Below are 19,494 nucleotides of genomic sequence, written 5' to 3' on the forward strand. Positions count from 1 at the left end.
CTCAGAAAACCACGTCAACGGTTGTTTTCAGTTTTGTTTCAATCAATAGATCGCACTCGCTTCGCCCTGCCGCGGCCAGCGAGCTTTCTTTCTACCGATGGCAACCGTGCCAACAGCAGGACAGCAGCAACCGTGGCGTAAAGCGCCCAGCGTCCAGCATCGGCTCGCACGACCCATAGCATGTGCAGCAGCACGATCAGGACAATCGGATAAACGACCCGATGCAGTTTCTTCCAGCGCTTGCCCAGCTTGCGCATGCTCCCACCGTTGGACGTAGCGGCGAGCGCCGACAACCCCATCAGCGCAATCGCGCCCGCGGCGATATAGGGCCGTTCGACGAGCTCAGCCGTGAAGCCGGTGAAGTCGAGCCCCAGGAGAAAATACAGATAGGCCGAGACGTGCAGCACTGCATAGGCGAACGACCACAGCCCAAGCTGGCGACGGAATACGACCCATCCGGACCAGGCTGTGAGTCGCTGCAACGGCGTCATCGCCAGCGAGCACAGCAGCATCACCAGAGCGCCTTCCCCCAGGTTGTCCACCAGCACCTTGCCAGGGTCGGGTCCCAATGCCGCGATAGTCCCCAGGTACAGCCAATAGCAAGGCACGCTCGCCGCGGCCAGAAACAACAACAACCGCCGCCATGGGTAGCGCATCAATAGTCCTTGCTCAGATCCATTCCGGCGTACAGGCTCGAAACTTCATCGGCGTATCCATTGAATGCGAGCGTTGCCCTTACGTTGGGACTGAACAAACTACCGGGCAGTCGTCGCTCCCTCGCCTGGGACCACCGCGGATGGGAGACGTCCGGATTCACGTTGGCATAAAAACCATATTCCTGAGGCGCCATCGTCTGCCAGGTGGTTGCCGGCTGCTCCCGAACGAAGCTGATGCGCACAATGGACTTGATGCTCTTGAAGCCATACTTCCATGGAACAATCAGGCGAAGGGGCGCGCCGTTCTGGTTTGGCAGCACGCGACCATACATGCCGACCGTCATCAAACTCAGCGGATGCATCGCTTCATCCATTCTCAGCCCCTCAATGTAGGGCCAGCCAATCAGTGAAAGACCGGCACGCATTCCCGGCATCTGTTCAGGCCTGGCCAGAGTCTCGAAACGAACAAACTTTGCGTTGGAGGTCGGCTCGAGGCGACGGATCAGTTCAGCTAGCGGAAAGCCCAGCCACGGAATGACCATCGACCACGCCTCGACGCAGCGCAAGCGATAAATACGCTCCTCAAGCCGGGGCGCGGCAAACAGATCCTCGACGGAGTAGGTCCCCGGGTTCGCTACTTCGCCATCGACCATGACCGTCCAGGGTTCGGTGACTAGCTTGGGGGCATGAGCCGCGGGGTCGCCCTTGTCCGGGCCGAATTCATAGAAGTTGTTGTAGTGCGTAGCATCGCGATAGGGAGTGATGGCTTCACCTTTCGCGACGACGGCTTCCCAACGCGCTTTATCCCCCTTGGCATCGAACCAAGCAGGAGCATCTGCCGCGTCCACCCCTTCGTATCGCCATTCCTGCGCGTGCGCCATCAGCGGGAAGCCCGCGCAGGCGACCGAGATCGCAGTCAGCTGCAATGTCTGCCGGCGATTCAGATAAAGCGCTTCGGGCGTTACCTCGGATTCACGGCAATCGCTGCGACGAGGAATCTTGATAAGCATGATGTGCTCCGCTGCCTAAGGCCTGGGCCATTCAATAGACAGCGGATCACCGGAGAAATCAACTTTCGATGCGCTTACGACGACGCATCAAGAACTGCACGGGTCCGGAGACGGCGTAGGCAAGGAAAATCAACAGCAAAATGCGCGGCGGATCGCTGAACACCACCGCGAAAACCAGAACTACCACCAGGATCGCCACGAAGGGCACCCGACCTTTGAGATCGAGGTCCTTGAAACTGTAGTACTTGATATTACTGACCATCAGCAGGCCAGCCGTGGCGACCAGCAGCGCAAACAGCATCACCACTGCGATCGGCAAATCCACGCCCCGAATACCCGGCTCGTCCAACGCCCATACCGCCCATACCGAGCCGGCAACCACACCCGCAGCAGCCGGGCTGGCCAAACCGATAAACCAGCGCTTGTCGACTTTGCCGATCTGAGTGTTAAACCGTGCGAGGCGCAACGCGGCGCATGCAACATAGATAAACGCGATGGTAAGTCCTACGTTGCCCAAGCCTGATAGCGCCCACTCATACGCCAGAACAGCCGGCGCCAGACCAAAGGCGACCATGTCCGACAGCGAATCATATTCAGCACCGAAGGCACTCTGCGTGTTAGTCAGCCGCGCCACTCGTCCATCGAGACTGTCTAGCACCATCGCCACGAATACCGTCGCGGCCGCTACGTAGAAGTTGCCATTGATGGCCGTAATGATGCAGAAGAAGCCGGCGAACAGATTGGCAGTGGTGAACAGGTTGGGAAGCAGGTAGATCCCACGGTGACGAACCTTTCGTCCCTCTGAATCCTGGATCTCTTCGACATGCTCGTCGATCGGCAGCAAGCTTTCCGGCTCGACTGACTTGTTCGGCTCTTCGGGATGCTCACTCATGCAATTTACCTTACAGCAGGTTTGAATAATTTCGACAGACCCCAGGATCACGGGTTCAGCTGGGCTTCAAGCAATCGATTTATACCAGATGCCAATAGGCATAACGAAAGAACGCGGCCTAGGCCGCGTTCTTTCCAAGCAGAACCGCTATCAGTTCTTGCTCTTGTCGACGATCTTGTTTGCAGCGATCCACGGCATCATCGAACGCAGCTTTTCACCAACCACTTCAATGCCGTGAGCAGCGTTATTGCGGCGATAAGCGGTCATTGATGGATAGTTGGCCGCACCTTCGGTGATGAACATCTTCGCGTATTCGCCGTCCTGAATACGCTTGAGCGCGTTGCGCATAGCGGCACGGGATTCGGCGTTGATGACTTCCGGACCAGTCACGTATTCGCCGTATTCAGCGTTGTTCGAAATCGAGTAGTTCATGTTGGCGATGCCGCCTTCGAACATCAAGTCGACGATCAGCTTCAGCTCATGCAAGCATTCGAAATAGGCCATTTCCGGCGCATAGCCAGCTTCGACCAGAGTCTCGAAGCCAGCCTTGACCAACTCGACGCAACCACCGCACAGGACCGCCTGCTCACCGAACAGATCGGTTTCAGTTTCGTCCTTGAAAGTGGTTTCGATGATGCCGGTACGTCCACCACCAACGCCGGAAGCGTAGGACAGCGCAACGTTCTTGGCATTACCGGAAGCGTCCTGGTAGATGGCGATGAGGTCAGGAATACCACCGCCCTTGACGAATTCGGAACGCACGGTGTGGCCTGGGGCCTTCGGCGCGATCATGATCACGTCCAGATCAGCGCGAGGTACGACCTGGTTGTAGTGAATCGAGAAACCATGAGCGAACGCCAGGGTTGCGCCCTTCTTCAGGTTCGGCTCGATTTCGTCCTTATACAGGCGACCCTGGAATTCGTCCGGGGTGAGGATCATCACAACGTCAGCTGCAGTAACCGCGGCAGCCACGTTGTCAACTTTCAGACCATGGGCTTCAGCCTTGGCAACCGAAGGCGAGCCGGCACGTAGTCCGACAGTCACGTCAACACCGGAATCTTTCAGGTTGCAGGCATGCGCATGGCCCTGGGAGCCGTAGCCGATGATCGCGACCTTCTTGCCTTGGATGATGGAGAGGTCACAATCTTTGTCGTAGAAAACTTTCATGGAATTACCCCTGTTGCTGGCCGTTCGGGCCATTCGATAAATCGTGTTAGATGCTCAGCACTTTGTCGCCGCGGGAGATCCCGGTGACGCCGCTGCGCACGACTTCCAGAATCGACGTGGTGCCGATGGCCTGGATGAAGCTGTCCAGCTTGTCGGTCGTGCCGGCGAGTTGGATGGTGTAGACATTGGAGGTAACGTCGACGATCTGCCCACGGAAGATATCAGTGGTACGTTTGACCTCGGCGCGCTGTGCACCGGTTGCCTTTACCTTGATCAGCATGAGTTCGCGCTCGATGTGCGCGCTCTCGGACAGGTCAACCAACTTGACGACCTCGATCAACTTGTTGAGGTTCTTGGTGATCTGTTCGATCACCTCCTCATGACCTGCAGTGGTCAGGGTCAACCGCGACAGCGTTGGGTCTTCGGTTGGCGCGACGGTCAGGCTCTCGATGTTGTAGTTGCGCTGCGAGAACAGCCCGACCACACGAGACAAAGCGCCTGGTTCGTTTTCCATCAAAAGGGAAATAATGTGTCTCATGATCAGGTCCGCTCCGTCTTGCTGAGCCACATATCGCGCATCGCGCCGTCTTTGATTTGCATTGGATAGACGTGCTCGCTGGTATCAACGGCGATATCGAGGAACACCAGCCGATCTTTCATGGCGAAGGCCTCTTCCATCTTCGGCTTGAGATCCTTCAGATCGGTGATGCGCATGCCCACATGCCCATAAGCCTCGACCAGCTTGACGAAGTCTGGCAGCGACTCCATGTAAGAGTGCGAGTAGCGGCTGCTGTACATCATGTCCTGCCACTGGCGGACCATGCCCAGCGCGCCATTGTTGAGGTTGATGATTTTCACTGGAAGGTCGTACTGCAGGCAGGTCGACAATTCCTGAATATTCATCTGGATGCTGCCTTCACCAGTGACACAGGCAACGTCAGCCTCTGGGAAATTCAACTTGGCGCCCATAGCCGCTGGGAAACCGAAGCCCATGGTGCCAAGGCCTCCGGAATTGAGCCAGCGGTTGGGCTTGTCGAACCGGTAGTACTGGGAAGCGAACATCTGATGCTGACCAACGTCAGAGGCAACATAGGCCTCGCCCTTGGTCACTTCGCATAGCATTTCAATAACCGCTTGCGGCTTGATGATAGTGCCGTCGCCCTTGTCATACGGAAATAGGCCGCGACTGCCACGCCACTCTTCTATCTGCTTCCACCAGCTCGCGATGGTTTCGGTATTCGGCGCCTGGCCGATTTCCTTGACGATAGCGACCATCTCGGTGAGCACACTGTCGACCGGTCCGACGATCGGAATGTCAGCCTTGATGGTTTTTGAGATGGAGGCCGGATCGATGTCGATGTGAATGATCTTGGCGTTCGGGCAGAATTTGGTCGCACCGTTGATTACGCGATCATCGAAACGCGCGCCGACAGCAAGAATCGCATCGGAGTGATGCATTGCCAAGTTGGCGGTATAACTGCCGTGCATGCCAAGCATGCCGACGAACTGGCGGTCGCTGCCCGGATAGCAACCAAGCCCCATCAAAGTGTTGGTTACTGGCAGATTGAGCATCTTCGCCAGCTCGGTCAGCTGCGCTGAGGCGCCGCCCATGACCACGCCACCACCTGCGTAGATGATTGGCCGTTTGGCTGACAGGAGCAATTCCGCTGCCTTGCGGATCTGCCCCGAATGACCACGCAGCGCCGGGCTGTAAGAACGCAGCTTGGCTTTCTTCGGGTAAACGTATTCGAATTTTTCGGCCGGGTTGGTCATATCCTTCGGGATGTCGATGACAACCGGTCCAGGGCGGCCAGACTCAGCGAGATAGAACGCTTTTTTCATCACTTCGGGGATTTCCGAAGGATGCTTGATCATGAAGCTGTGCTTCACGATGGGCCGGGAGATACCGATCATGTCGGTTTCCTGGAAGGCGTCGGTGCCGACCATGGTGCTCGGCACCTGGCCGGAAATCACCACCATCGGGATCGAGTCCATATAGGCGGTGGCAATACCGGTGATGGCGTTGGTTGCGCCGGGGCCAGAGGTCACCAGCACCACGCCAGCTTTGCCGGTCGCGCGGGCGTAACCATCGGCCATGTGCGTGGCGGCCTGTTCGTGGCGAACGAGGATGTGCGTGACGTCCTTTTCCTTGAACAGCGCATCGTAGATGTGCAGCAAGGCTCCGCCAGGATAGCCATAGATGTACTTAACGCCTTCGTCGCGCAAGAAGCGGACGACCATTTCAGCGCCGGATAAAAGTTCCACGTTGTTCACCTCTAAAACGCCAGATAGCCGCCCCGCGTTGGACCGGCCAGAAATTGGTTTACTGCCAGACAGCACATGAGCGACGGTGGTCGCCGACTACGTCAGCTGCTGACTAGCGAGTATTCAGGAACGCCCCAAAGTGTTGCGGAGCCTTCCTTCCCAGCGCGAGGTAACGCGTTGCGGATGATACAAGTCGGCGCGGGTGTGCACCTTCATGATTGCTGAAAAGCCCGTTTCACCGACCAATCAGAACAATAAGCGTGGAATTGTTCGGATTAGGCCTGGCCAAGTCAAGTCTACAGTTGGCCTTCCGGCTGTTTCAGCTGTGATCCAGCGCAGAATGAAGGCGCTCGGCTTTTGCGTATAGTACCGACCTGGTTCTGCATTCCACAGAAGGGATTAGCATGCGTTTGACGATTTTCGCTGGCGGTCTGCTGCTTGCCTTGAGCAGCAGCGTCATGGCCAGCCAGGTTTACAAGTGGGTGGATGCACAAGGCGTCACTCACTTTGGTGCGCAACCTCCGCAGGGCCAACCCGCCGAAGTGCTCAACACTGCAACACCGCCACCCAGACCTACTCCTGCTGCGGCTGCCACGACAGAACCTTCGGGGGAATCGGAACAGCGCGAGATAGATCGCCAAGTGAAGAAACAGGTGGCCGAACAAGAAGCGGAGCGTCAACGCTACTGCACAACGCTACGAACCAACCTGGCGCAGCTCCAGAACAATCCTCGAGTACGCGTAGAAGAAGATGGGGAAATGCGTCGGCTAAAGGAAGAAGAGCGTCAGGAACGCATTACCGAAACCAGCCAGAAAATCGCTGACACCTGCAACCAATGAACAAAGCCAGCGCCAGCCTTCCGGCTGGCGCGCGTCACGCTTCGCCGCGGCTGATCAACTCATCGAAGGCTTTGAGCGCCCTCAGCAGGCCGGCCATCTCCAACGGCCGGCGTTGATAGACCATCTCCGCCATCGCCAGAATGCCCGAAACGGTCGGTAGCAGATCATCGCGCTCCAGAATATCTTTCATACGCGGAAGAAAAACCCATTGCAGCCACTGCTCGAACGATAGCGTGTCGACACAGAAAGGCTCCTGGCTCGCAAACGCCTGAGCATCAGGTGGCGACGAAGCCCATAGCCCACACACACGCATTTCCCGCTCGATGACCAGCAGTTGTTCAGCCAATTCGGGAACACGACTATCCATCACATCGTAACCTTGGCTCGCTCGCGAGCCTGCGCGGCGCCGGCAGTATTACCCTGACGCTCGCGCGCTTGGGCGATCAGCTCCCACAGGCTCGCCTGCAGCGCCGGACGGCCACTGGCATAGCTCAAGCCCCGCCGGGAAAGCTGCTCGGCCTGCACCGGATCACCTTGAGCCAGGCGCACCTGGGCCAGGCGGTAAAGTACCTGAGGTTCGCGAGGCGCGATACGCTGAGCACGTTCGAGGCTGGAAGCCGCGCCGTTCAAGTCGCCGCCACCCTGTTGTTGCTGAGCCGTGGTCAGCAATGCCAGCACCGGCCCATCGAGTCGCTCATCGGCCGACAGCGTGCCACTACTGGACGGAATGCCGGTGGGCACGGATTGGCTCGGCGCTGGAATCGGAGCCGGTTCCGGCGCCCTCCATTGCTCTGGTGCATCCGGTGCCGGCGCGACAGATCCAGAGAATGCGCTATCCGGAGCCGCGAACGTCTGCAGCGGTTCCGAATTCTGCTGCGGCACCATAACCGTGACGCCCGACTCTTGCGCAGCAGCAGGACTTGTCATTGCAGGCGGAACAGCCGGACGCTGAGCCTGCCGCGCCGAAACCTCCTCGGAAACAGGCGCTCCCGAGTCGACGACGGGTATCGCCCCTCGCTTAACCGTTGCGCAGCCTTGCACCAGCACAGCGGCCATCACAACTATCATCCATTGTTTGCTCAACATTCGAACCTCTTGAAATTCCACTCAGCTGGCCGATCAGGGTAACCAGCCACGAACCCAATCCATGACCGATTCGGCCGGCGCCTGGATTCCACACCCAGGGCCCGGCGCAGGCTCGCTACCGCGAATGTAGGGGATCTGTACGGCGTCAGGACAGTTTTCCAGCGTCCCCTCACCGGTTCGAGCATCTACCCAGGCCATCTCGACATTCTCAGGCAACGAGGCCTGCAGCGGCAGCGGATCGGCACGGCGCATGAAATCTGCCCATACCTGCAACGCTCCGGTGGCGCCGGTCAGCGACGTTTTGCCATTGTCATCACGCCCCAGCCAGACCACCGCAAGCAGGTCCTGGCTGAACCCGGCGAACCAGCTATCACGTGAATCGTTGGTGGTGCCTGTCTTGCCCGCCAGCGTTAATGACTTCGGCACGTGATTGTATGCTGAGCGGCCCGTCCCCTCGCGCATGGCGCGCTGCATGGCGTACTGGGTCAGATAGATAGCGCCGGCATCGAAACGCTGTTCGATCTTGAACGGATAGCGACTCAGCGGCTCTCCGTCGGCGGCCAAGACACTGCGAATACCTCGTAGCGGCGTATTGAAACCTCCGTTGGCCAGCGTCTGGTACATGTCTGCAACTTCGATAGGCCGCAGCCCGCCAGCGCCCAACAGCATAGAGGGATAGGCTGGCCAATCCGGCGAAGCGCCCAGTCGTTCCAGGGTCTTCAGGACATGGGGCACCCCTAGATCGAGACCAAGGCGCGCCGTCGACAGATTGTAGGAATTGGCCAGCGCCTGATAGAGATAAACGGTACCGTGCGCGGTGCGCCCGTAATTTTGCGGCTTCCATACCTGGCCATCCGCGCCTTTGACCGAAAAGGGTTCATCTTCCAGCAGGCTGGTCAGCGTGTACTGACTCGGTTTCTCCAGCGCCGCGAGATAGATTGCTGGCTTGATCAGCGACCCGATGGGTCGCGACGCATCCAACGCACGGTTGAAACCGGCGAACCCAGGCTGACGACCACCGAGCATCGCCTGCAACTCCCCGGTTTCCGGGTTGGTCACGAGCATCGCTCCTTCGACGCCTTCGGCGGCCTTGCCGAGGCGTTTCAGCGTTTCGCTCATCGCCCTCTCGGCCTTCATCTGCAGAATCGGATCGAAGCTGGTGAAGACCCGCAGCCCCTCTTCCGTCAGATCCTCGTCGCGGTAATCCTCGCGCAGCTGGCGCTTGACCAGATCGAGGAATGCCGGATAGGAACTGTCCGCCAGGCTGCCCCGCTGCGTCACCCCGAGCGGAGCTTTCCGAGCCGCTTCGGCTTCTTCGGAAGTGAGCACCTGCTGCTCGGCCAGAAGGTCCAGGATAAGGTTGCGGCGTTCGAGCGCCCGTTCCGGATGGCGCCGCGGATTATAGTAAGTCGGACCCTTCACCATGCCGACCAACAGCGCGATGTGCTGAACCTTCAATTCGGCCAGTGGACGACCGAAGAAGTATTGACTGGCCAGACCAAACCCGTGAATGGCTCGGCGACCGTCTTGCCCGAGAAACACCTCATTGAGGTAGGCCTCGAGGATTTCGTTCTTGTCGTAATGCAGCTCCAGCAACACGGCCATCATCGCTTCGGTGGCTTTGCGGCTGAGGCTGCGCTCGTTAGTCAGATAGAAGTTCTTGACCAGCTGCTGGGTGAGCGTGCTGCCACCCTGGCGCACTTCGCCGGCAGTCAGGTTAACCCAGACGGCGCGCGCGATGGATTTGGGTGAAACACCAAAGTGATCGAAAAACTCCCGATCCTCGACCGCGACCAATGTTTCGACCAGATAGGGCGGCGCCTGGTCGAGCTGGATCAGGATGCGGTCTTCGTTATGAGCCGGATAGAGCCCACCGATCGTTACAGGCTCGAGGCGGGCCACCGGCAGCTCGTCACCATTGGCGCGAGTGAGACCGGCGACGAAATCGCCAGAAAAACGCACGCGGATGCGCTGCGACTCTTCGATCCCTTCGTAAAACCGGAACCCGCGGGTGTGCATTTCCACGGTGCTTGCGGCAACCGACATACTGCCAGGACCGCTGACAGCCTTTTCGCGGCGATACCCCAGCGCATCGAGCTCCGTCAGGAAGTCATCCTTGGCGAGCTTTTGCCCAACGAACAATTCCAGCGGCCGCGCATAAACAGTCGCCGGAATGGTCCAGCGTTTGCCGGAGAATTTCTCCTGCACCACGGCATCGAGGTAAACGGCGACGCCGGCGAGTATCACCAGGGCCACGATAGATAGCTTGATTACCCAGCCCAGCCAGGGGCGAGACCCACTGGAACGGCGCTTGGTACGGGATCGAGAGGAGCGTGCTTTAGTCATGGCGGCGCATTATACGCACTTTGATTTGCCCGGAAGACGGCCTCCTGGCGGTTTGCAGGTCTGGTCGGGGAAGACATAATGGAGCGCTTTCGACTGTGTGATCTGCGTCCCATTGGACCCGCACACCCCATCGACAAACTGCAAGGAATGACCGTGAGCCAAGCATTGATCGCCGCACTGCAAGATCCGGCCCTCTACCCACATCCGGTCGACGGCTTCCGGGTCATCGAAACCCATATCTCCTGGGTCATCCTCACCGGTACCTATGCCTACAAGATGAAGAAGCCGGTGGATTTCGGCTTCCTCAACTTTACCGACCTGGCGGCTCGCAAGCACTACTGCGAAGAAGAGCTGCGTTTGAATCAGCGAATGGCTCCAGACATCTATCTGCGCGTCCTGCCTATTACCGGCAGCATTGACGCCCCGGTGATCGACGGCGACGGCGAGCCGATCGATTACCTTCTGCAAATGCGCGAGTTTCCGCAGGCTCAACTAATGGCCGAAGTGCAGGCACGCGGCGAGCTGACCGACGCACATATCGACGCCCTCGCCGAGCAGATCGCGCAGTTTCATCTGAGCATTCCTCAGGTGCCGGCCGGCCACTCGCTGAACAGTGCCGACGCGATCGTTGCGCCGATGCGGCAAAACTTCGAGCAGATCCGCCCCCTGCTGAGCGAGCAACCCGACCTGCAGCAACTCGACGCGCTGCTCGACTGGACCGAAACGAGCATCGCCCGCCTGCGGCCGCTGTTGGAGCAGCGCGCCCAGCAGGGTTTCATCCGTGAATGCCACGGCGACCTGCACCTGGGCAACGCAACGATCATCGACGACAAGGTCGTGCTGTTCGATTGCATCGAATTCAACGAGCCCTTCCGCCTGATCGATATAGCCTCTGATGCAGCGTTCCTGGCGATGGACCTGGAAGATCGCGGACTGAAGTGCCAGGCACGTCGTTTCATCAACGGCTGGCTGGAGCGCACCGGGGACTACGCCTCGCTCGAGTTGCTCAGTCTGTACAAGGCCTACCGCGCGCTGGTGCGTGCCAAGGTCAGCCTGTTCCGATTGCATCAGGAGCAGGACGCGGTGGAGCGCCGGGTGATCCTGCGTCAGTACCGCAGCTACGCCAATTTGGCCGAAAGCTACAGCGCCATTCCTTCTCGCTTTCTTGCCATCACCCATGGTGTTTCGGCGGTCGGTAAGAGCCAGGTTGCGCTACGTCTGGTCGAGGCGCTGGGCGCCATCAGGTTGCGTTCGGACGTCGAGCGCAAGCGTTTGCATGGTGAGCAGCCGCAAGCCTTTGCCACTGAGCTGGACACTGGCATCTATAGCGCCGAAGCGGGCGAAGCGACCTACCAGCGGCTGCACTCAGTGGCTGAAACCGCACTGAATGCGGGCTTTTCGGTGGTGATCGATGCGACCTATCTCAAGCAGCAGCAGCGTCAGTCGGCGTGGCAAGTCGCTGAGTCGACCGGCGTCCCGTTCCTGATCCTCACGTGCGAAGCGCCCGAGGCGGTGATCGAACAATGGCTTACCCAGCGGCAGGCCGAAGGCGGTGATCCATCCGACGCGACCATGGCCGTGATCAAGGCGCAACAGGCCGGCCGCGAGCCGCTGACCGAACGCGAACAGTTGCTCAGCCGCCAGATCAACACACCCGAGGCAGGCAGCCTCGACAACCTTGTCAGTGCAGTTCGCCAACGGCTGCCAGGGCTTTAACGCACGGATACGACATCCCGTAGGCGCAACCGACAGTATTCACGCACCGCTACGGGCAGAACCCTGCGGTGCTTCTATACTTGGCGATGCCTGTCTGCGGAAGTCGACCATGCCACACAGCGCTCTGCCTTTAGTGCCGCCGGACCATCGCCATGGGTGACAGCGTCCGGCTTTTTTCGATTCGCTCCGACGAATACGCACAGTTCCGCCCTACCTATCCGGACGACCTGTTCCGCTGGCTCGCCGATCGGAGCCCACGACGTCGCTATGCCCTAGATGTCGCGGCTGGTAGCGGCCAGGCGACGCTTCCTCTGCTGGATCATTTCGAGCAGGTTCTTGCCTGCGATGCCAGCCCTCACCAACTGACCGGCAGTTCGGGCTGGCGGTCCGCAACGCGCTTCGCTGCCCAGGCCGAGCGGCTGCCGTTGCGCGATGGCATGGTCGATTTACTGGTCGTCGCGCAGGCGTTGCACTGGTTTGCTACCCCGGCGTTTTTCGCCGAGGCAAAGCGAGTGCTCGCGCCCGACGGTTTCTTCTGCGCCTGGTGCTATTCCCTGCTTCGTATCGAGCCGACGCTGGATTCGGTCATTGCTCGTCTGCATGGCGAAACGCTGAACGGCTACTGGCCACAAGGGCGGGCCAGTGTCGACGCAGGCTATCGCGATATCCATGCGCCGTTCGAAACCCTCGAGCCTCCGGACTTCGCAATCGAGGCCCATTGGAATCTGCCCCAACTGCTCGGCTATATGCGGACATGGTCAGCCGTGAAACAGTGGCAAAAAGTCCATGGGAACGATCCGATAACTCAGCTCGCACCCGAACTCACGCAGCGCTGGGGCGATCCGGAGCGACAGCGCAAGGTTCGCTGGCCGCTTCACTTCCTTGCCGGCTATCCGGGCCGATAGGAGCAACCGTGCACGACGAGCTGCTGACCCTGAAAAACCTAGGTAAGACATCGGCGCAATGGCTGCACGCCTCGGGTATTCATACAGCCGAGGACTTGCATCGGCTCGGCGCGATCAACGCTTACCAGGCGGTCAAGTCACGTGGATTCAACGCATCGCGCGTGTTGCTTTATGCCATCGAAGGGGCATTGCGGGACATGAACTGGAAGGAGCTTCCGGACACGCTCAAGAATGAATTGAATCAGCGGCTCAATGGCGGCGACGCTGGAGACAAGAGCTAGCTCACAACCTCTACGTAGCGTGATTTACTCCTCCCCCTCGACAGCATTATCGTGAGTGCGCGCATCGCTCAACCGTTCTGAGCCCGCTGTTCAAGGACTGTCGTCATGTATCTACTCGGGGAACAACCGGCTTATGCCGATCAGCTGATCAACCGCTTGCAGGGGATCCCCGCGCAACTCCTGGAAGGCCTGGCACCTACTGCCTCACCTATCGAAATCAAGGGTTCTGACGATCTCACCGATGAACTGCCCGAACAGCAACTGTTCATCATCGAGAGCGGGCTACTGCATGCGCTCGTTGATGAACGACCGCTGTTCTATATGCAGGAAGGGGATCTTCTCGGCCTTCGCCAAGGCATCGACTTGCCAGCTTGTCGTTATCGCAGCGACGAATCGATCCGCCTGATTCCGTATTCACGCAGCGCGGTGTTTCAACATATCCATGCCGATCAGCGCCGACAGGAGCTCTTTACGCAATATCTTGTCGGCCAGACGGTACTGTTATCTGATGCGCTGGCCCGCCTGAAGCAGCCCGAAATTCATCCGACGACCGGATTCCAGCATTTTGCTGCTGGCGAAGAGCTGATTCGTCAGGGCGACGATGCAGACAATGTATTCATCATCATCGAGGGACACGCCGAAGCGATTGTCGACGGCCAGAAGGTCGGCGATGTCCAGCGCGATGAAATCTTCGGTGCCATGGCTGTGTTCACTCATGAAAAGCGCAGCGCGAGCGTCGTTGCCACGTCCGCCTGCACCGTCATGCTGATCCCCAAGGATCAGTTCCTCAGCTTGATGCAGAACAACCCGAAGATCGCGCATAGCCTGATAGAAAGCATGGCTAGGCGGATCGACCTTCTTAACAAGGAAGTCACCCAGTTGCGCCTGCCAATCTCCGCTTGACCGCGCAATGAAGCCGATTTTCCTGAGCGAAATTTATTTCGAATCAGCTGTTGACGTCGAAATGAGAATTGTTACTATTAGCACCACTGATCGAGAGATCAGTTGGTAAGCTGGAAGGCCAGGCAGTCGGACTTTCAGGTTATCTCCTCATCAGGCTAATCACGGTTTTGACCCGGCTCTTGCCGGGTCTTTTTTTGCCTGACATAAATGCATGCCGCCTCGGGTACGCTTGCCTGACGTCTACTGCAGCTTTTTACCGAACTCGGCGCAATGGTCCTGCTGCGGCTGGGCCGGTGTAAACCAAACGAAATCGGCCTGCTCCGCGCTCAAGGTCTCGCCCACCTCGGCGAGTACCAGGACCTTCGTGTCGCGATTCGCCAGATGCAAGGGCACACCCAGATCACGCCGCACATGAAAGGCGCCCGCCAGCAATACCGCAGGCTTCGGCGCCGCGTTCACTTGTTCGGCCATCCGGCGGTCGCGCTGCTGTTGCACGGCCAACATTGCCGGCAGCTGGGCCTCAGGCAGCATGTCGCAATGAGAAACGCGTATCTGCGCCAGCAGTTTCTTCTGCACAGGCTCTGCAGCCGCAGCACCCGTCAACTGCGGCTTGCGGCGGTAGATATCAGTGATTTCCGCGCGATCGAGATTCGCCGCCAGCATCGGATAAGGTTGCGCCAAGGCATACTCGACTACTGGCGCGTAAAGGTCCCAATCCCAGCCCTTTTGCCACTCCAGCGCTTCAGGAAGATCCGCCGGCCATTGCCCTCGCCCGATAGACGCCTGCACGCGCGCGACGCGCTTCTGCTGATCCGGGTTGAGCATTTCCAATAGCAGGCTGCCCTGCTCGCGCCGCTGAGCCAGCGCCTGAAGAAGCCAGCGCTGTAGGGCGTGATGATCGGGGTTGTCATGGCGCTCACCAATCAATACCTGATCGACATCGGCCAACTCGCTCACCAGCTGCTGTGCCGAAAGCCGTTCGCCGCTGCGCAGCTCCATGATCTGACCAAGATCAGGATGCGCCAGGCCCTCGGGGCTCTGCCAGGACGGAAATGGCGGGTTCGATTGACACGCGGTCAGCAGGATCAGACCAATAAGCAACAAGAATCGCATCGACAGCTCCTCAGCGTGCAATGACAAGCGGATGTCCCCGCTCAGGGTGCTGCTGTATCAACACATCCAGGCCGAATACCGACTTCAGCGGTTCTGCACGCAGCACCTGCTCGGGCGCACCACTTAACCGCGCCCGTCCGTCCGCCAGCAACAACAGGTGATCGCAGTAGCGTGCCGCAAGATTCAGATCATGCAGAATCACCATGACCGCGCCGCCCTGCTCCGCGAACTGTCGGACGGCCTGCAGAATGCCGTGCTGATGCAATGGATCGAGCATGGCCGTGGGCTCGTCCAGCAGCAGGACCTGCCCGGCGCCACCTGGCCACAACTGCGCCAGCACGCGCGCAAGGTGCACGCGTTGCTGCTCGCCGCCCGACAACGCCAGATAACTGCGGGCTTCCAAGTGCTGCGCATCCGCAGCCTGCAACGCAGCCGCGACGATCCGTCTGTCGATGTCTTGGCCGCTGGCGTGGGGCAACCGCCCGAGGCTGACCACTTCGTCGACACGGAACCCGAAACTCAGCGTCGATGTCTGCGGCAGCACCGCCAGAGAGCGTGCTCGCTCAGGCCCGTCCCAGTCATGCAGCGACCGTTGATGCAGCTGCACCTCACCGGCGCTGATCGACAGCTCACCGCTCAGCGCTCCAAGCAAGGTGCTTTTACCGGCACCGTTGGGGCCCAACACGCCCAGAACCTGGCCTGGCGCCAATTCAAGATCAATGTTCTCAAGTACGGTCATGGCGCCGCGACGGACCGAAACATTCCGGGCGCAGAGCATCAGCGACGCCCTCGTAGCAACAGATAAAGGAAGAACGGCGCGCCCAGTAGCGCGGTGACGATGCCGATCGGCAACTCCGCAGGCGCCAGTACGAGCCGCGCCAGCAGATCGGCCAGCAGCAGCAAACTGCCGCCAGCCAGCGCCGAGGCCGGTAGCAACAATCGGTGGTCGGGTCCGACCAACAGACGTACCAAATGGGGCACCACCAACCCAACGAACCCGATCATGCCCGCGGCAGCCACTGCCGCCCCCACGCCCAGTGCAGTACAAAAGATCAGCTCGCGCTTGAGCCGCTCGACGTCGAAACCCAGATGACGCGCTTCGGATTCGCCCAGCAGCAGCGCATTCAGCGCTCGGGCGCGGCGCGGCAGCCAACATGTCACCGCCATTGCGACCAGCAGTAACGGCCAGAGCCGCGCGTAACTTGCACCGTTGAGACTGCCAAGATTCCAGAACGTCAGGGTACGCAACGTGCTGTCATCGGCAAGGTAGGTGAACAGCCCGATCATGGCGCCCGCCAGCGCAGTCAGCGCGATGCCCGCGAGCAGCATCGTGGCGACATCGGTGCGCCCCTCGCGACGCCCCAGGCGATAGACCAGCGCGGTGACCCCGAGGCCACCAACGAACGCACTAAGCGACAGCAGATAGGGTTCCAGTAGCGGTGAAATGCCGCCGATCAGTTCGCCCCCAACGATAGTCATTGCCGCACCCAATGCGGCACCACTCGAGACGCCGATCAGTCCGGGATCGGCCAGTGGATTGCGAAACAAACCCTGCATGGCGACGCCGGCGAGCGCCAATACAGCGCCTGCAGCCATCCCAAGCAAGGCCCGCGGCAAACGTATCTGCCCCAGGATAAGTTCGGCCTGCGCTGTACCCTCGGCGCCAAACGAGAGACCAAGCAGACGCAGCATGGCCTGCAGAGTTTGACCGAGCGACAGGCTGACCGGCCCCAATGCCAGCGATAGCCAGAAGGCAATCAGCCACAACAGGCCCAGCGAAAGGAACAGGGGGCGTGCGGTCAGCACAGGGCTCATCGAGAGTGTCGCCAGGTCGGAGTTCGGGCGAAGGATAAAAGCCAGCCAGTCGGTCCGCCACCTTTTATCCGCCTTGGCTCTCCACCGATCCGAGCACCTGGGTGATAATCCCGAGCCGACAGGGGGACACATGATTCGATTATGCGCCGCGAGCGATATCGCCGAAGGTCAGAGCAAAGGCCTGGAAATACAGGGGCAGCGCCTGTTTGTCATACGCAAGGACGACATCGTGCATGTCTACGAGAACCGCTGTCCGCACCGGGGGATACCCCTGGAGTGGCTCCCGGACCAGTTTCTCGACAGCAGTGGCAGCCTGATCCAGTGCGCCACTCACGGCGCGCTGTTTCTCATCGATAGCGGCGAATGCGTAGCCGGCCCGTGCGCCGGTCAGGCCCTGCGAGCACTGCCGAGCACCGAGCGCGACGGCATCATCTGGTTGCAAAACGCGCGGTAGTGCGACGTTGCGCCCAGGCGACGATTCGCCACGTTGGGTATCATTCGTGCACTGTCCCAAGTGAGATGACCATGCGCCGTTTGCTGTGTCTGCTGATCCTGCTATTCACCCTTCCTGCCACTGCGGGCCTGTTCGATGGTCGCCCCAGTGCCACCCTGGGCGGCCTGGACAACAGCGCCGACTTTCTACCGGTGCGTGAAGCCTTCCGCCTGAGCCTGGTGAGCGCAACGCCTGAGCGGATCAAACTGCGCTTCATCGGCGCCGAAGGCTACTACCTCTACCGGCATCGTTTTCAGTTCAAGGCGAGCGACGCCGGTGTGATTCTCGGCGACGCACAGCTTCCGGCAGGCGAGCAGAAGACCGACGAGTACTTCGGTGAGGTCGAAGTCTATTACGGCATACTCGACGTCGAACTGCCGGTGCGGAACCCCGACAACAGACCCTTCACGCTGCAGGTCGGCTACCAAGGCTGCGCCGATAAGGGGCTGTGCTATCCACCGGAAACCGAGTCGTTCGAGATCACCGCAAGTGGCACTCCGGCCGCCGCTGCACCCAGCGATACCAGCGATACCAGAGATGGCGATGCGCTTTCCTGGCGCTCCTTAGCGCTGTTCTTTCTCGCCGGCCTGGGCCTGACCTTCACACCCTGCGTGCTGCCGATGCTGCCGATCCTTTCCGGCGTGGTGCTGCGTGGACAGCCCGGCGGCATGCGCAGCTTCCTACTGTCGCTCGCCTACGTGTTGCCGATGGCCGGCGGATTTGCCCTGCTGGGTGCACTGATGGGCGTGTTCGGCGCCGAACTGAATTTGCAGGCACGCCTGCAATCACCCTGGGTCCTGGTGCCCTTCGCGCTGTTCTTCGTGGCCTTCGCGCTGGCGATGTTCGGCCTGTACGAACTGCGCCTGCCACAGGCATTGAGCAGTCGTCTCGATCGTCTGGCCGGTAACGCCAAGGGCGGCTCATTCACGGGCGCCGCCCTGCTCGGCGGCGTCTCCAGTCTGCTGGTCTCTCCGTGCGTATCGGCGCCGTTGGCAGGCGCCCTGCTGTATATCAGCGCCAGCGGCGATGCGCTGGGCGGCGGCTTGAAACTGTTCGCGCTGGGCCTGGGCATGGGTGCCCCGCTGGTACTGTTCGCCACCAGTGGCGGTGCGCTGCTGCCCAAGAGCGGCCCCTGGATGATCAGCGTACGCAACACCTTCGGCGTTCTGCTGCTCGCCGTGGCGGTCTGGATGCTCGAACGCGTGCTGCCGGGTCCGCTGGCGCTGGCGTTGTGGGGGTTGCTGGCCGCCGGTACGGCGTTGTTTCTGGGCACGCTTGAACTCGCTCCCAAGCCACCACGACAGAAGCTCGCGCAGCTACTTGGCCTGGTATTGCTGGTTTACGCCCTAGCCGCGTGGATTGGCGCATTGCAAGGCGGCTCCGATCCGCTGCGGCCGCTGCCACGTGCCACGCTCGCTGCAGGCAGCGGGGCCGCGCAAGTCGAGAACTGGCACACCCTGTCGACGCCAGCGGAACTCGATGCACAACTCGCAGCCGCTCGCGCTGCGGGTGAGCCGCTGATGCTCGACTGGTATGCCGACTGGTGCATCAGCTGCAAGGTGATCGAGCGCGAAGTATTTGCCGATCCGCTGATCGCGCCTCGCCTGGCCGACTACCGCCTGATCCGCTTCGACATCACCGAAAGCAATGCGCAGCAACGCGCACTTCTCGATCGCTACAAACTGTTCGGCCCACCGGCCGTCCTGTTCTTCGATCGCAGCGGCCAGGAAATCTCCGATGCCCGTGTCGTCGGCGAAATCGACGTGGCTCAATTCGCTGAACGGTTGAACCGCGCTGAGGCATTGCGCTAGGGCCTGCCCCGCTTCGCCGCGATCGCAGCGCAACGGAATTGCACCCAGCAACCTTGCGGCAATCTCCACTCATAATGCGGGCATTTACGCCGATCACAGCATGACTGGACAGTCAGCCCCCGCTTCGTGCATAGTTTTTCCCCTTCCCGATCAGCTCCGCCTTTATGGGTGCGATCGGACACAACAACAAGGAATA

19 protein-coding genes are annotated in these 19,494 nt (G+C 60.0%); 7 read left to right on the forward strand and 12 right to left on the reverse strand.

Annotation, left to right across the window (positions count from 1 at the left end; genetic code table 11):
• Nucleotides 1–38: 38 nt before the first annotated feature.
• The 6 genes from msrQ to NA645_RS16355 all read right to left on the reverse strand — a co-directional run bounded on the left by msrQ (nucleotide 39) and on the right by NA645_RS16355 (nucleotide 5,990).
• Nucleotides 39–656, reverse strand: a complete 618-nt coding sequence (gene msrQ / locus NA645_RS16330) for a protein-methionine-sulfoxide reductase heme-binding subunit MsrQ (RefSeq protein WP_256049820.1) — start codon at nucleotides 654–656, stop codon at nucleotides 39–41.
• Nucleotides 656–1,666, reverse strand: a complete 1,011-nt coding sequence (gene msrP / locus NA645_RS16335; RefSeq protein ID WP_256049821.1) for a protein-methionine-sulfoxide reductase catalytic subunit MsrP — start codon at nucleotides 1,664–1,666, stop codon at nucleotides 656–658. The genes msrQ and msrP overlap by 1 nt, the downstream gene beginning before the upstream one ends.
• A 58-nt stretch (nucleotides 1,667–1,724) precedes the next feature.
• On the reverse strand, nucleotides 1,725–2,558 hold the full coding sequence (pssA, locus tag NA645_RS16340; RefSeq protein WP_256049822.1) for a CDP-diacylglycerol--serine O-phosphatidyltransferase: 834 nt from the start codon (nucleotides 2,556–2,558) through the stop codon (nucleotides 1,725–1,727).
• Nucleotides 2,559–2,708: 150 nt separating this feature from the next.
• Entirely contained in the window at nucleotides 2,709–3,725 is a 1,017-nt protein-coding gene (gene ilvC, locus NA645_RS16345; protein WP_256049823.1) for a ketol-acid reductoisomerase, read from the reverse strand.
• 46 nt (nucleotides 3,726–3,771) lie between these two features.
• On the reverse strand, nucleotides 3,772–4,263 hold the full coding sequence (gene ilvN, locus NA645_RS16350) for an acetolactate synthase small subunit (protein WP_256049824.1): 492 nt from the start codon (nucleotides 4,261–4,263) through the stop codon (nucleotides 3,772–3,774).
• A 2-nt stretch (nucleotides 4,264–4,265) separates the two neighbouring features.
• A complete protein-coding gene (locus NA645_RS16355) occupies nucleotides 4,266–5,990 on the reverse strand; it encodes an acetolactate synthase 3 large subunit (protein WP_256049825.1) in 1,725 nt (574 codons plus the stop codon).
• Between the two features lie 404 nt (nucleotides 5,991–6,394).
• Between NA645_RS16355 and NA645_RS16360 the strand changes: the two genes are divergently transcribed.
• On the forward strand, nucleotides 6,395–6,829 hold the full coding sequence (locus NA645_RS16360; RefSeq protein ID WP_256049826.1) for a DUF4124 domain-containing protein: 435 nt from the start codon (nucleotides 6,395–6,397) through the stop codon (nucleotides 6,827–6,829).
• Between the two features lie 34 nt (nucleotides 6,830–6,863).
• On the opposite strand, the gene NA645_RS16365 is transcribed toward NA645_RS16360, so the two are convergent.
• From NA645_RS16365 to mrcB, 3 genes are read right to left on the reverse strand one after another with little or no spacing between them, the layout of a single operon-like run.
• Nucleotides 6,864–7,196, reverse strand: a complete 333-nt coding sequence (locus tag NA645_RS16365; RefSeq protein ID WP_256049827.1) for a YqcC family protein — start codon at nucleotides 7,194–7,196, stop codon at nucleotides 6,864–6,866.
• Nucleotides 7,196–7,897: a tetratricopeptide repeat protein gene (locus tag NA645_RS16370; protein WP_256049920.1), complete on the reverse strand. Its 702-nt coding sequence runs from the start codon at nucleotides 7,895–7,897 to the stop codon at nucleotides 7,196–7,198. The genes NA645_RS16365 and NA645_RS16370 overlap by 1 nt, the downstream gene beginning before the upstream one ends.
• Before the next feature lie 51 nt (nucleotides 7,898–7,948).
• Nucleotides 7,949–10,261 carry a penicillin-binding protein 1B gene (gene mrcB, locus NA645_RS16375; protein WP_256049828.1) on the reverse strand — a complete coding sequence of 771 codons (2,313 nt, stop codon included), beginning with the start codon at nucleotides 10,259–10,261 and terminating at the stop codon, nucleotides 7,949–7,951.
• Between the two features lie 153 nt (nucleotides 10,262–10,414).
• Between mrcB and NA645_RS16380 the strand changes: the two genes are divergently transcribed.
• The 4 genes from NA645_RS16380 (at nucleotide 10,415) to NA645_RS16395 (ending at nucleotide 14,066) form a co-directional block, all read left to right on the forward strand.
• The gene (locus NA645_RS16380) at nucleotides 10,415–11,977 is read left to right on the forward strand and encodes an AAA family ATPase (protein ID WP_256049829.1); all 1,563 of its coding nucleotides are present in this window, start codon (nucleotides 10,415–10,417) and stop codon (nucleotides 11,975–11,977) included.
• A 152-nt stretch (nucleotides 11,978–12,129) separates the two neighbouring features.
• On the forward strand, nucleotides 12,130–12,882 hold the full coding sequence (locus tag NA645_RS16385; protein ID WP_256049830.1) for a class I SAM-dependent methyltransferase: 753 nt from the start codon (nucleotides 12,130–12,132) through the stop codon (nucleotides 12,880–12,882).
• Between the two features lie 8 nt (nucleotides 12,883–12,890).
• A complete protein-coding gene (locus NA645_RS16390; protein ID WP_256049831.1) occupies nucleotides 12,891–13,163 on the forward strand; it encodes a TfoX/Sxy family protein in 273 nt (90 codons plus the stop codon).
• 105 nt (nucleotides 13,164–13,268) lie between these two features.
• Entirely contained in the window at nucleotides 13,269–14,066 is a 798-nt protein-coding gene (locus NA645_RS16395) for a cyclic nucleotide-binding domain-containing protein (protein ID WP_256049832.1), read from the forward strand.
• A 240-nt stretch (nucleotides 14,067–14,306) separates the two neighbouring features.
• Here NA645_RS16395 and NA645_RS16400 read toward each other — a convergent pair whose 3' ends face one another.
• Genes NA645_RS16400 through NA645_RS16410 form a run of 3 tightly spaced genes read right to left on the reverse strand, consistent with a single transcriptional unit; the run spans nucleotide 14,307 to nucleotide 16,994 of the window.
• Entirely contained in the window at nucleotides 14,307–15,179 is an 873-nt protein-coding gene (locus tag NA645_RS16400) for a ChaN family lipoprotein (protein ID WP_256049833.1), read from the reverse strand.
• Nucleotides 15,180–15,189: 10 nt separating this feature from the next.
• Nucleotides 15,190–15,957 carry a heme ABC transporter ATP-binding protein gene (locus NA645_RS16405; RefSeq protein WP_256049834.1) on the reverse strand — a complete coding sequence of 256 codons (768 nt, stop codon included), beginning with the start codon at nucleotides 15,955–15,957 and terminating at the stop codon, nucleotides 15,190–15,192.
• The gene (locus tag NA645_RS16410) at nucleotides 15,957–16,994 is read right to left on the reverse strand and encodes a FecCD family ABC transporter permease (protein WP_272892113.1); all 1,038 of its coding nucleotides are present in this window, start codon (nucleotides 16,992–16,994) and stop codon (nucleotides 15,957–15,959) included. The genes NA645_RS16405 and NA645_RS16410 overlap by 1 nt, the downstream gene beginning before the upstream one ends.
• A gap of 130 nt (nucleotides 16,995–17,124) precedes the next feature.
• Here NA645_RS16410 and NA645_RS16415 point away from each other — a divergent pair, with 130 nt between their 5' ends.
• The gene (locus NA645_RS16415; protein ID WP_256049835.1) at nucleotides 17,125–17,448 is read left to right on the forward strand and encodes a Rieske (2Fe-2S) protein; all 324 of its coding nucleotides are present in this window, start codon (nucleotides 17,125–17,127) and stop codon (nucleotides 17,446–17,448) included.
• A gap of 71 nt (nucleotides 17,449–17,519) precedes the next feature.
• Nucleotides 17,520–19,298, forward strand: coding sequence for a protein-disulfide reductase DsbD (locus NA645_RS16420; RefSeq protein ID WP_256049836.1), 1,779 nt, complete (start codon nucleotides 17,520–17,522; stop codon nucleotides 19,296–19,298).
• Nucleotides 19,299–19,494 lie beyond the last annotated feature (196 nt).

Origin of the sequence: Stutzerimonas stutzeri, assembly GCF_024448955.1 — a bacterium.
Lineage (GTDB): Bacteria > Pseudomonadota > Gammaproteobacteria > Pseudomonadales > Pseudomonadaceae > Stutzerimonas > Stutzerimonas stutzeri_AQ.